At 73.2% G+C, this 11,618-nt stretch carries 11 protein-coding genes and 1 pseudogene; 5 read left to right on the plus strand and 7 right to left on the minus strand.

Annotation, left to right across the window (positions count from 1 at the left end):
- Together P3L51_RS35995 and P3L51_RS16875 are read right to left on the minus strand one after the other, a co-directional pair.
- Window positions 1-227 (minus strand): annotated as a pseudogene (locus P3L51_RS35995) (RNA polymerase subunit sigma); the annotation flags it as partial.
- A gap of 109 nt (window positions 228-336) precedes the next feature.
- Window positions 337-3,195, minus strand: a complete 2,859-nt coding sequence (locus tag P3L51_RS16875) for an FAD-binding and (Fe-S)-binding domain-containing protein (protein WP_354606089.1) — start codon at window positions 3,193-3,195, stop codon at window positions 337-339.
- A 145-nt stretch (window positions 3,196-3,340) separates the two neighbouring features.
- Between P3L51_RS16875 and serC the strand changes: the two genes are divergently transcribed.
- Window positions 3,341-4,459 (plus strand): phosphoserine transaminase, encoded by a 1,119-nt coding sequence (serC, locus tag P3L51_RS16880; RefSeq protein ID WP_354606054.1) that lies wholly within the window; start codon window positions 3,341-3,343, stop codon window positions 4,457-4,459.
- A 1-nt stretch (window position 4,460) separates the two neighbouring features.
- Here the strand turns inward: serC and P3L51_RS16885 are convergent, their stop codons facing one another.
- Window positions 4,461-5,246 (minus strand): siderophore-interacting protein, encoded by a 786-nt coding sequence (locus tag P3L51_RS16885; RefSeq protein WP_354606055.1) that lies wholly within the window; start codon window positions 5,244-5,246, stop codon window positions 4,461-4,463.
- A 145-nt stretch (window positions 5,247-5,391) separates the two neighbouring features.
- On the opposite strand from P3L51_RS16885, the gene P3L51_RS16890 reads away from it, so the two are divergent.
- The gene (locus P3L51_RS16890; protein WP_354606056.1) at window positions 5,392-5,721 is read left to right on the plus strand and encodes a hypothetical protein; all 330 of its coding nucleotides are present in this window, start codon (window positions 5,392-5,394) and stop codon (window positions 5,719-5,721) included.
- Between the two features lie 3 nt (window positions 5,722-5,724).
- Here P3L51_RS16890 and P3L51_RS16895 read toward each other — a convergent pair whose 3' ends face one another.
- Complete coding sequence (locus P3L51_RS16895) at window positions 5,725-6,552, minus strand: ABC transporter permease (RefSeq protein WP_354606057.1); 828 nt, start codon at window positions 6,550-6,552, stop codon at window positions 5,725-5,727.
- A complete protein-coding gene (locus P3L51_RS16900) occupies window positions 6,549-7,571 on the minus strand; it encodes an ATP-binding cassette domain-containing protein (protein ID WP_354606058.1) in 1,023 nt (340 codons plus the stop codon). The genes P3L51_RS16895 and P3L51_RS16900 overlap by 4 nt, the downstream gene beginning before the upstream one ends.
- 48 nt (window positions 7,572-7,619) lie before the next feature.
- On the opposite strand from P3L51_RS16900, the gene P3L51_RS16905 reads away from it, so the two are divergent.
- Window positions 7,620-8,387 carry a TetR/AcrR family transcriptional regulator gene (locus P3L51_RS16905; RefSeq protein ID WP_354606059.1) on the plus strand — a complete coding sequence of 256 codons (768 nt, stop codon included), beginning with the start codon at window positions 7,620-7,622 and terminating at the stop codon, window positions 8,385-8,387.
- Between the two features lie 9 nt (window positions 8,388-8,396).
- Here P3L51_RS16905 and P3L51_RS16910 read toward each other — a convergent pair whose 3' ends face one another.
- A complete protein-coding gene (locus P3L51_RS16910) occupies window positions 8,397-9,395 on the minus strand; it encodes a WD40 repeat domain-containing protein (RefSeq protein WP_354606060.1) in 999 nt (332 codons plus the stop codon).
- Window positions 9,396-9,460: 65 nt separating this feature from the next.
- On the opposite strand from P3L51_RS16910, the gene P3L51_RS16915 reads away from it, so the two are divergent.
- Entirely contained in the window at window positions 9,461-10,207 is a 747-nt protein-coding gene (locus P3L51_RS16915; protein ID WP_354606061.1) for a GDSL-type esterase/lipase family protein, read from the plus strand.
- Window positions 10,208-10,331: 124 nt separating this feature from the next.
- Here the strand turns inward: P3L51_RS16915 and P3L51_RS16920 are convergent, their stop codons facing one another.
- Window positions 10,332-10,472, minus strand: a complete 141-nt coding sequence (locus tag P3L51_RS16920; RefSeq protein ID WP_354606062.1) for a hypothetical protein — start codon at window positions 10,470-10,472, stop codon at window positions 10,332-10,334.
- A gap of 53 nt (window positions 10,473-10,525) precedes the next feature.
- Between P3L51_RS16920 and pip the strand changes: the two genes are divergently transcribed.
- Window positions 10,526-11,545: a prolyl aminopeptidase gene (gene pip, locus P3L51_RS16925; protein ID WP_354606063.1), complete on the plus strand. Its 1,020-nt coding sequence runs from the start codon at window positions 10,526-10,528 to the stop codon at window positions 11,543-11,545.
- Window positions 11,546-11,618: the final 73 nt, after the last annotated feature.

Consider the following 11,618-nt stretch of genomic DNA (forward strand, 5'->3'; position numbering starts at 1 on the left):
CCGTGCGGGTGGGAGCGCCGTGCACCGGTGGGGTGCGGAGGCGCCGGGGCCGCCCGCACCCCGTCCGGGGTACCGGTGTTCAGCTCGCTCGGGTGGGCGTCGTTCGCGGCGGCGGCCGCCGCGCGGTGACGCCGGTTGCTCCGCCGGTGGTCGCGGGCCACGTCGGTGGCGACGCCCAGCAGCCACGGACGCGGCGATCCTCCGCCCGCGTCCGCCCTCTCCCGCATCCGCCAGGCCACCAGGCCGCCATGAACGTCTCCGACACGACGTCCTTCTGTGGTCACCTCTGTGTGCGCCCGGAACGGCGGCGGTTCGAGGTCGGCGCGGGAGGGCGCGTCAGGTGACCGGCCCGTCGACCGGCTCCAGCGCCTCCGCCAGGACCTCCGCGAGGTGCCGCGCGCCGCCGTCCGCGAGTTGGTCGATCTGGGTACGGCACGAGTAGCCGTCCGCCAGGAGTTCCGTACCCTCCGGCGCCGAGCGGACCGCCGGGAGCAGTTGGTCCTCCGCGCAGGCCACCGAGACCTCGTAGTGGCCCTTCTCGAAGCCGAAGTTGCCCGCCAGGCCGCAGCAGCCGCCGCTCAACTCGCCGGTGAGGCCCGCCCGTTCGCGCAGTCGGCGCTCCGCCGCGTCGCCCATGACCGCGTGCTGGTGGCAGTGGGTCTGACCCGCGACCGGGCGGTCGACGCGGGGTGGCCGCCAGTTGGGGGCGCACTCCTCCAGGGTCTGGGCGAACGTCCGTACCGACGCGGCGAGTCGGGCCGCGCGGGGGTCGTCCGCGAGGAGTTCGGGGAGGTCCGTCCTGAGCGCGGCGGCGCAGCTCGGTTCCAGGACGACCACCGGCAGGGCCTGGTCGAGCAGCGGTTCCATCCGGTCCAGCGTGCGGCGCATGACGGTGCGGGCCTGGTCGAGCTGGCCGGTGGAGACGTACGTCAGGCCGCAGCACACCCCGCCCGGCGGCAGCGTGTGCGGGACGCCGGCCGCGTCCAGGACCCGGACCGCCGCCTTGCCCACCGACGGCGACAGATGCTCCGTGAAGGTGTCCGGCCACAGCACCACCGCCGGGTCGCCCGCCCGCTCGCGGTTCTCCCGCCGCAGCCACCGCGTGAACGTCCTCGGCGCCAGGCGCGGGATCGAGCGCTCCGGGGCGATCCCGCCCACGCGCTTGGCCAGCGCGGCGGCCCCCGGCAGCCGTACCGCCGCGTTCAGCGCGCCCGCGAACGGCGCGGCGGCCCGGAGCCAGCGCGGCAGCCGGCCCATCGCGTAGTGCGCGGCGGGCCGCCGCCGGCCCGCGTAGTGGTGGTGCAGGAATTCGGCCTTGTACGTGGCCATGTCGACGCCCACCGGGCAGTCGCTGCGGCAGCCCTTGCAGGACAGGCAGAGGTCGAGCGCGTCCTTGACCTCCGTCGAGCGCCAGCCGTCCGTCACGACCTCACCGGCCAGCATCTCGTGCAGCAGCCGGGCGCGCCCGCGTGTGGAGTGCTGTTCCTCGCCCGTCGCGCGGAATGACGGGCACATCACCCCCGCGCCCGAACTCGGCCCCTCCACACGGCACTTGGCGACGCCGACGCAGCGCCGTACGGCCGCCGAGAAGTCCCCGCCCACGACACCGTCCACCTCGCCGTCGTGCGGGTAGGCGAAGGCGACGTCGACGCGTTCGCGCGGCAGGACCTCGAAGCGCAGATTCTCGTCCAGCCGGGCCGGCCGGGCGATCGAGCCCGGGTTCATGCCGCCCGCCGGGTCCCACACGTCCTTGAACCGCCCGAAGAGGGCCGTCAGTTCGTCCCCGTACATCGTCGGCAGCAGCTCCGAGCGTGCCAGCCCGTCGCCGTGCTCGCCGGAGAGCGAGCCGCCGTGCGCGACGACGAGCGCGGCGACGTCCTCGGAGAAGCGGCGGAAGCGCCGTACGCCGTCGGCGCTCAACAGGTCGAAGTCGATGCGGACATGGATGCAGCCGTCGCCGAAGTGCCCGTACGGCGTGCCCCGCAGCCCGTGCTGGGCGAGCAGCGCGCGGAAGTCCCGCAGATAGGCGCCGAGCCGGGCGGGCGGTACGGCGCAGTCCTCCCAGCCCGGCCACGCCTCGCCGCCGTCCGCGTTGCGGGTCGCGGTGCCCGACGCGTCCTCCCGTACCCGCCACAGGGCCCGGATCCCGGCCGGGTCGGCGACGACCGTGCCGTCCAGGGCGTCGGCGGCGCGCACGATCCGCTCGGCGTGCGCGCGGGCCTCGGCGACGGTGGCGCCGCCGGTCTCCACAAAGAGCCAGGCGCCACCGCGCGGCAGGTCGTGCGGTCCGGGGACGAGGTCGTCGGCCATGCCCTCGACGGTGAGCGGGTGGTACGGCAGCAGCCCCGCCGCCGCCTCGGCCGCCGCGCTCTCGTCCGGGTAGCCGAGGACCGCGAGCGCCCGCGCGGGCGGTGAGTCGACCAGTCGTACGACGGCTTCCGTGACGACGCCGAGCGTGCCCTCGCTGCCGCAGAAGGCGCGGGCGAGGCCGGTGCCGTTCTCGGGGAGCAGCGCGTCGATCGCGTAGCCGGAGATGAGGCGCGGCAGGCCGGTGGGGTAACCGGTGCGCAGGAGGGCGAGGTTGCTCTCGACGAGGGGCCGCAGGCCGGCGGGGGCGCCGTCCCAGCCCTTGCCCAGCCGCAGCGCTCCGCCGTCGTACGTGGTAACGGACAGCTCGTGGACGTTGTCGGCGGTTGTCCCCCACGCGACCGAGTGCGATCCGCACGAGTTGTTGCCGATCATGCCGCCGAGCGTGCAGCGGCTGTGCGTGGAGGGGTCGGGCCCGAAGGTCAGGCCGTGCGGTGCGACGGTGTCGCGCAGCCGGTCGAGGACGACGCCGGGCTGCACGACGGCGGTACGCGCCTCGCTGTCGACCGACACGATCGAGCGAAGATGCCGGGTGAGATCGAGGACGACGCCGGCGCCGATCGCGTTGCCCGCGATCGAGGTACCGCCGCCGCGTGGGACGACGGGCACACCGTGCGTACGGCAGACGTCGAGGGCCGCCGCGACGTCGGCCGCGTCGCGGGGGGCGACGACGCCCACGGGGACGCGGCGGTAGTTGGAGGCGTCCATGGTGACCAGGGCGCGGGCGGCGGCGCGGAAGTCCACCTCGCCGCGGACGGCCGCGGCCAGGTCTCGGGCCAGCGCGGTGGTGTCCGCCGATGCCGTCGCCTTCCCGGGTGCCGTACGCATCGCCGATTCCCGCTTCCCGTGCCGCTCGCTGTGCTCAGCCATTCCCCCAGGATGCCCCGCCGACCGCCCCGCACCACGTCTCACGACGTCTCACGACGTGAACCGCTCCCCTGACGGCCGACGGAAAACGTCTAGGCTGCCGCCCGTGGCCGATATTCAGATTCCCGCTGACATCAAGCCCGCCGACGGTCGTTTCGGCGCTGGCCCCTCCAAGGTGCGTACGGAGGCGGTGGACGCCCTGGCCGCCACCGGTACGTCTCTCCTCGGCACGTCCCACCGCCAGGCCCCGGTGAAGAACCTGGTCGGCGCGGTGCGCGACGGTGTGCGCGAGCTGTTCCAGCTCCCCGAGGGCTACGAGGTGATCCTGGGCAACGGCGGCTCCACCGCCTTCTGGGACATCGCGACGCACGGTCTGATCGAGAACAAGTCGCAGCACCTGACCTTCGGCGAGTTCTCGTCGAAGTTCGCGAAGGCCGCGAAGCTCGCGCCGTGGCTGGCCGAGCCGACCGTCATCTCCTCCTCGCCGGGCACCCACCCGGACCCGGCGGCCGAGGCGGGCGTGGACGTCTACGCGCTCACGCACAACGAGACCTCCACCGGTGTCGCCGCGCCCGTCAAGCGTGTCGCGGGCGCCGACGAGGGCGCGCTGGTGCTGGTCGACGCCACGTCCGGCGCGGGCGGCCTGCCGGTCGACATCGCCGAGACCGACGTCTACTACTTCGCCCCGCAGAAGTCCTTCGCCTCCGACGGCGGCCTGTGGGTCGGCGTCTTCTCGCCGGCCGCGCTGGAGCGCGCCGCGCGCGTCCACGGCTCGGGCCGGCACGTGCCGGAGTTCTTCTCGCTGCCGACGGCGATCGACAACTCGCTGAAGAACCAGACGTACAACACCCCGGCGCTCGCCACGCTCTTCCTCCTGAACGAGCAGCTGACCTGGCTGAACACCCAGGGCGGCCTGGCCTGGTCGACCGCCCGCACGGCCAGTTCGGCGAGCGCGCTGTACGGCTGGGCGGAGTCGTCCAAGTACGCGACGCCGTTCGTGCTCGACCCGGCGCACCGCTCGCAGGTCATCGGCACGATCGACTTCTCGGACGAGATCGACGCGGCGGCGGTCGCGAAGGTCCTGCGCGCGAACGGCATCGTGGACACGGAGCCGTACCGCAAGCTGGGCCGCAACCAGCTGCGGGTGGCGATGTTCCCGGCGGTCGACCCGGCGGACGTCGAGGCGCTGACGGCGTGCGTCGACTACGTGATCGACAAGCTCTGACTCATCCGGCGGGGCGGGCGGGGCGTTCCGCACGCTCAGGGCGCTCCGACCGCTCCGGGCGCCAGTAGCCGAGCGCGTGCACCCGGTGTTTGGGCAGGCGCAGCTCCCTGCGTACGTACGAGGCGAGTGCCCTGGTCGTCACGGTGTCGCAGGCGATCCACACGTACGACCCGGCCCGGTCGTCCCCGACCAGGCCGGGCAGCGCGTCCTTGACCGCGGCGACCAGCCCCGCCCCGCCGTCGCTCCTCGGCACATGGCGCACCTCGTGCCGGTCCGGTCGTATCCGCAGCGGCAGCCGCTCGTCGTCGGCGTGCGCGGTCTCCACCCAGATGGTCGCGGACGCGGCCCCGGCGGCGTCGAGCAGCGAGTTCAGCGCGGGCACCGAGGCCCGGTCCCCGATCAGGAACATCCGCGCGGGCGGCGGCTCGGGCAGCGTGAACTCCCTGCGCTGCACGGTCGCCTCGGCGGTGTCCCCCGGCCGCGCCCCGCGCGCCCAGTCGCTCGCGCGCCCGTCGTGCAGCGCGAACTCGACGCCGAAGGTACCGGCCGCCGGATCGGGGTCCACCAGTGTGTACGCCCGCTGGTGCGGCTTGTCCCCGTTGTCGAACCAGAGCCGCACCCACATGGTGGGATGCACCCCGGAGACGGCGAGCATCCCCCCGTCGCTGAACCGCACCCGCCGGTACGCGTCGGTGACGTCCTCGACGCCGGTGACGGTGAGGGTGAAGTCCTTCCCCCGGAACACCTTGAGGACAACGCCCTCCCAGCCGTGACCACCGTGACCCACTGGACCTCCCGCGTTGAAGTTAGGTCAGCCTAACCTCGATCGGATCGGGGCCGTCACCCATACACGTGAACGATCACACCCACGACGTATCGGGCCCTGCGCGGCCTACGATGATGGTCTCGACACCAGCCATCAGGAGGCCCGCATGCCTGCCGCAGCAGCTGAGCACCCCTGGGACGGCCCGCCGGAAAGCCAGCTCGAGACAGCCGACCGCCTCATGGAGCAGCTTCCCGGCTACCGCGTCGAGATCATCGGAGGCGTCATCGCCGTGACCCCACCCGCAGACGGCGCCCACGCACTCGACCGCAAGCACAGCCGACTGCACGTCCTCACCGACCCCGTCGGAGCCGACTACGCCAACCACCGCATCCACGCACCGGGTGAGCAAGTCGTCCTTCCGGAATCGATCGGCGCCGAGGTGAAGCTCGACGTCTCCGCCATGCTCAAGGCCGGGGAGCCCCGGAAAGCGAGCTGACGCTCACCGGCTAAGCCGCTGGAACCTCCGTACCGCCAGGGGGACGAACACCAGCGTGATCGCCACCGGCCAGGCCACCGACAGCAGCATTGCGTGTTCCTCCGGCCAACTGCCCCCGCTCGCGACCGGGTTGCCGAACAGTTCACGGATCGCCGTCACCGTCGCCGACACCGGGTTCCAGGCCGCGACCACGCCCAGCCAGTCCGGCATCAGGGACGGGGCCACGAAGACGCTGGAGATCATCGTCACCGGGAAGGCGACGGCGAAGAGACCGCCCGCCTGTTCGGGGCCGGGGAGGACCAGGCCCAGCCAGACTCCCACCCAGATCAGCGAGAAGCGCAGCAGCAGGAGCAGGCCGAAGGCCGCCAGGGAGGCGAGCGGGCCGCCGTCCGCGCGCCAGCCGATCGCCAGGGCCGTGAGCGCGAGGATCGCCAGTTCCGCGCCCGCCGTGCACAGGTCCACGACGCCCCGCCCGGTGACCACCGCCGACGGCGCCATCGGCATCGAACGGAAGCGGTCGTGGACGCCCTTGCCCGCGTCGGTGGCGAAGGCGGTCGCGGTGTTCATGAAGCCGAAGGCCATCGTCATGGTGAACATGCCCGGCATCAGGAACTCCCGGTAGTCCCCGCCGCCCGGCACCTTCATGGCGCTGCCGAAGACATAGCCGTACAGCAGCACGGAGACGAGCGGGAAGCCCAACGTCCAGAGGATGAAGGAGGGTTGACGCCGATAGTGGGTCAGGCTGCGGCGTACGAGATTCCAGCAGTCGGCCACCGCCCAGTAGGCGCGGCCGTGGCTGCCCTCCGGCGTCAGACCGACAGGCGTGGTCATGCCGCCACCTCGGTCTTCCGCGCCGCCGTCGCGTGAGCCGGCTGCGTACGGTGCCCCGTCAGCCGCAGGAACACATCGTCCAGGCTCGGCCCGCGCAGACCGATGTCCTCCACCGCGATCCCCCGGTCCCGCAGCTCCCGCGCCACCTCCGTCAGCGCGGCCACCCGGTCGGTGACCGGCGCGTGCACCCGGCGCGCCTCGGTGTCCGTCCCGGGCGTCGAGCCCGCGACGCGTGCCACCACCTCGGCCACCGCCGGGAGTTCGTACGCCTCGCGCACGACGACCTCGATCAGATCGCCGCCCACGGCGCTCTTCAACGCCGCCGGGGTGTCGTCAGCGATGGCCCGCCCCCGGTCCATGACCGTGATGTGCGAGGCGAGCCTGTCGGCCTCGTCCAGATACTGCGTGGTGAGCAGCACCGTCGTACCGCCCGCCACCAGCGCCCGCACCGCGTCCCAGACCTCGCCGCGCCCGCGCGGGTCGAGCCCGGTCGTCGGCTCGTCGAGGAACAGGACCCGGGGAGCGAGGATCATCGACGCGGCGAGGTCGAGTCGGCGCCGCATGCCGCCGCTGTACTCGCCCACGCCCTTGCCGGCCGCGTCCACCAGGTCGAACCGCTCCAGCAGCTCCCCGGCGCGCAGCGCGGCCCGCCGCCCGCCGAGATGGAAGAGGCGGCCGAACATCTCCAGGTTCTGTCTGCCGGTGAGGAGTTCGTCCACCGCCGCGTACTGCCCGGTGAGCCCGATGAGGCTCCGGACGGTGCGCGGGTCGCGGTCCACGTCGACTCCGGCGACCGTCGCGCGCCCGCCGTCGAGCGTGAGCAGGGTGGCGAGCGCGCGCACCGCCGTGGTCTTGCCCGCGCCGTTCGGGCCGAGGAGCCCGTGCACGGTTCCGGTGCGTACGGCGAGGTCGAAGCCGTCGAGGGCGTCTCGGTCCCCGTACCTCTTGCGGATCGCCTCGGCGCGCACGGCGTAGTCGGTCACTGTGTCCTCCAAAGAAATTGAGTACGGCGTACCCATTGAGCGTACACAGTACTCAATTAATGTCCGGCCCACTACGCTGAGGCCATGACGACGACGGAAAGCAGCGGCAGCGGCGACGTGTCACGCAGCATGGAGCTCCTTTGGGGCACCGGCGAGCGGGCCACCCGCGGCCCGAAACCGGGGCTGACACTCGACCGGATCGTCACGGCCGCCGTCGGGATCGCGGACGCCGAAGGGCTCGCGGCGGTCTCGATGCGCAGGCTCTCCACGGAGCTGGGCGCGGGAACGATGTCGCTCTACCGTCATGTCCCCGGCCGGGCCGAGCTGGTGGACCTGATGCTGGACCGCGTCCAGGGCGAGAACGCCCGCCTCCCGGAGGCGGCGGAGCCACCGGGCTGGCGGAAGACCGTCGAAACGGCGGCCCGCGAGGAACTCGCCCTCTACCGGGCCCACCCCTGGCTGCTCTCCGTCAACCAGACCCGGCCCGTCCTCGGCCCCGGCGCGGTCGGCGGCATGGAGTCGATGCTGGCCGGGACCAAGGACATGGGGCTGACCGACCCGGAGCTGATCTCCGTGATCATCATGGTCAGCGGTTACGTCTCCGGGGTCGCCCGCACCCAGGTGCACTCCGTCGAGGCACGCCAGGTGACCGGCGTCAGCGACGACGAGTTCTGGCAGGCGCAGGAGCCGATCCTGTCGGCGGTGATGACCAGCGGGCGCTACCCGCTGATGGCCGCGCTCGGGGAGGACGCGTTCGGATCCGGCTTCGACCACTTCGAGTTCGGCCTCCAGCGCCTGCTCGACGGCCTGGAGGTGCTGGTCGCGCGGCGCACCGGCGGCCGGTCCGAGTGAGCCGGTACGTCAGGCGCTTCCCTTCTTGCGCCTGAACACGAGGAACAGCACCGCCGCGCCCACGAGCACCACCGCGCCGATCGTCACGTCACCGCCGTCACCCCCGGCGTCGTCACCCGCGCTGCCGTTCCCCGCGCTCCCGCCGCCGCCCGACGACGAGCCGCCGCCCTTCTCGATGTCGACGCGGTTGACCTCGCTGCGCGTGCCCTCCGTGCCGAACATCAGGGCCGAGCCGTCCAAGGTGTACGTCACCGACTCCGCCTGGCCCTGGATCGGGGCCCGGACGCGGTGGTCCGCGCCCGGGCGGCCGTTCTTCCACGCGTAGCCGCGCGCGCTGAAGTACGAGCGCAGCACCAGCTCCTCGCCGTCCGGCGAGAACGCGCCGTCGGTCACCCAGGGCACCTCGCCGACGCGCGTGAAGGTGTTCGTGCCGCCCGTGGTCAGCTTCGCCGGGCCTTCGTAGAGGCCGCCGCCGTCCTCGTTCTTCGAGGCGATGTAGACGCGGCCGGTGGTGGGGTGGACCATGAGCGCCTCGGCGTCGCGCGGGCCGTCCGCGTACTTCACGGTGAACTGCGTCGCGTCGACCGTCGCGTCCGCGAGCCGCTCCGGCTCGGGGAAGCGGTAGATCCAGACGTGGTCCCAACTGCCGTTGAGGTTGTCGCCGATGTCACCGACGTAGACGGCGCCGTCCGCGCCGACGGAGATCGCCTCCATGTCGCGGGGCTCCCCGACCCCGCGCATGGTGATCGTCGCGACGGTTGCGCCGGTGCGTGAGTCGATGCCGTAGATGAGGGGCTTGTCCTGGTCGTTGTGCGTCCAGTAGATGCCGGGGTGCGCGCGGCTGGCGGCCAGACCGCTGGACTCGGTGATCCGCGGGTCCGTGATCCGGAAGCTCCGGTCGGGGTCGGCGGCGGGGGCGGCCGACGCCACCGGGGCGGACAGGGCGAGCACCGCCGCCGCGATTGCGGCGCCGGCGAGACGCGAGGACGGGCGACAGACCTTGACCATGAGCCAAGACTGCCATCTCGCGGGCCGGGCTCGGCCGCCCGCCCACGATCGGGGATGATGATCCGATGCGTTTCATGTTCGTCGGCGACTCGATGACCATCGGCCGCGCCGGCGACTTCACCTGGCGCTACCGGATGTGGCAGCACCTGAACGCGTCGTACGGCGGCCCGTACGCGATCGTCGGCCCGCGCACCGGCCTGTACGACGCCCAGGCCGACGCCGACGCCCGCGCCGACGTCCGTGGCCAGCCCCCCGTCTCGCACGCGTACGGCGCCCCCGACTTCCCCGCGAAGGCGTGGCCGCATCTCGCGGGCTGGGGCGAGGGGTGGCAGCACATGGCGCCGGTGATCCGCGGGGCGGTCGCCGCGCACCGCGCGGACGTACTGCTCGTATCGCTGGGCCTGATAGACCTCGGCTTCTACACGAACAGCGACCAAACGGCCCTGTACGCACGGGAGTTCATCGCCGAGGCACGGGCGGCGAACCCGTGCGTCCGGATCGTGCTGCTGCCCGTCATACCCAACACCCGTGCCTACACCGACCCGGCCTTCGCCACAGAGGTGGACCGCTTCAACGACCTGCTGGCCAAGGCGGTCGCCGACCTGGACGAACCGCCCTCCCCCCTGCTGACGGCCTCCCGCCCCGCGTCGTACGACATCCACCGCGACACCTACGACGGGACCCACCCCGGCCCCTCGGGGGAGCACCTGCTCGCCGGGGCGTTCGCCGACGCGATGCATCAGGCGTGGGGGCTGGGCGCGCCGTACGCCGTCACGGCGCGGCGAGCCGGGGACCGGGCGGGGCGCGGGTGAGGCGGTCGCCGGACGGCGAGGGTGAACCGGGCGGCCACCCCGCCGGACGCGTTCGGGCCGCGTTCGGGCCGCACGCGGAGGACCGGCCCGGCGGGCCGTGAGCGGGTGGGCGCCCGCGCCGGCGTCACTCCCGCCCGAGCGCCCGCCCGCACCCGCCGCAGGCCACCGACTCCGGGTCGTCGTTCAGCCGCCCGCACTCCTCGCAGACCAGCTCCAGCATGCAGGGCGGCTCACCGCCCGCCACGTCGTCGTCCCGCTGGGCCATCGGCGTACCTCCCGGACCAAGCGTACGCAGTCCACCCCCGAAGGAGACCGCCCATGGACCGGCCACCCGGCGAGCTGTACCCGCCGATCGAGCCCTACGACCACGGCATGCTGGACGTCGGCGACGGCGACCTCGTCCACTGGGAGGTCTGCGGCAACCCCGCCGGCAAGCCCGCGCTCGTCGTGCACGGCGGCCCCGGCTCCGGCTGCACACCGCGCGCACGGCAGTACTTCGACCCCGCCCGCTACCGCGTCGTCCTCTTCGACCAGCGCAACTGCGGACGCAGCACCCCGCACGCGAGCGACCCCGCCGTCGGCCTGCGGCGCAACACCACCGACCATCTCCTCGCCGACATGGAGCGGTTGAGAGCGCGTCTGGGCATCGACAAGTGGCTGCTGTACGGCGGCTCCTGGGGCTCGACGCTGATCCTCGCGTACGCCGAACGCCCCCCGGAACGCGTCTCGGAGATCGTCATCCCGAGTGTCACCACGACCCGCCGCTCCGAGATCGACTGGCTCTACCGGGGCGCCGGCCAGATCTTCCCCGAGGCGTGGGAACGCTTCCGCGCCGGTGCCCAGGACGACGCGGCCGCCCCCGCCGGCACCCCGGCCGCCGGTGAGGACATGTCACGCACGGGCACCGACACACCCCGGCTCCTCGCCGCGTACGCGCGCCTCACCGCGAGCCCCGACCCCGCCGTACGGGCCAGGGCCACCGCCGACTGGTGCGCCTGGGAGGACGCCGTGCTCGCGCGGGAACCGCACGGCTCCCCCGACCCGTACAGCGGCCGGCCCCTGACCGCCCGCCAGGCCCTCGTACGGATCTGCGCGCACTACTTCTCCCACGGCGCCTGGCTGGAGGAGGGAGCGCTGCTGCGCGACGCGGGACGGCTGGCGGGGATCCCGGGCGTCCTGATCCACGGCAGGTACGACCTGGCCGGCCCCCTCGGCACCGCCTGGGAGCTGGCCGCGGCCTGGCCCGGCGCCCGGCTGGTCGTCGTGGAGGACGCCGGGCACAAGGGCAGTGCCACGATGCGCCGCGAGCAACTGGCCGCGCTCGACTCATTCGTGTGACACACGGTGTTCCGGTGAGACGCGGCGAGAGTGGCCCTTGCTTCGAGGGCGCTCGAAGGAGTTGGCTGTGGAG

The organism is Streptomyces panacea (genome assembly GCF_040560175.1).
Lineage (GTDB): Bacteria > Actinomycetota > Actinomycetes > Streptomycetales > Streptomycetaceae > Streptomyces > Streptomyces panacea.

What these genes read in the sequence shown, in the direction of transcription:
- P3L51_RS16875 (WP_354606089.1), bottom strand. Translation starts at nt 3,195, where the DNA reads ATGCGTACGGCACCCGGGAAGGCGACGGCATCGGCGGACACCACCGCG.
- P3L51_RS16890 (WP_354606056.1), top strand. Translation starts at nt 5,392, where the DNA reads ATGCCTGCCGCAGCAGCTGAGCACCCCTGGGACGGCCCGCCGGAAAGC.
- P3L51_RS16895 (WP_354606057.1), bottom strand. Translation starts at nt 6,552, where the DNA reads ATGACCACGCCTGTCGGTCTGACGCCGGAGGGCAGCCACGGCCGCGCC.
- P3L51_RS16900 (WP_354606058.1), bottom strand. Translation starts at nt 7,571, where the DNA reads ATGGGTACGCCGTACTCAATTTCTTTGGAGGACACAGTGACCGACTAC.
- P3L51_RS16905 (WP_354606059.1), top strand. Translation starts at nt 7,620, where the DNA reads ATGACGACGACGGAAAGCAGCGGCAGCGGCGACGTGTCACGCAGCATG.
- P3L51_RS16910 (WP_354606060.1), bottom strand. Translation starts at nt 9,395, where the DNA reads ATGGTCAAGGTCTGTCGCCCGTCCTCGCGTCTCGCCGGCGCCGCAATC.
- P3L51_RS16915 (WP_354606061.1), top strand. Translation starts at nt 9,461, where the DNA reads ATGCGTTTCATGTTCGTCGGCGACTCGATGACCATCGGCCGCGCCGGC.
- P3L51_RS16920 (WP_354606062.1), bottom strand. Translation starts at nt 10,472, where the DNA reads ATGGCCCAGCGGGACGACGACGTGGCGGGCGGTGAGCCGCCCTGCATG.
- pip (WP_354606063.1), top strand. Translation starts at nt 10,526, where the DNA reads ATGGACCGGCCACCCGGCGAGCTGTACCCGCCGATCGAGCCCTACGAC.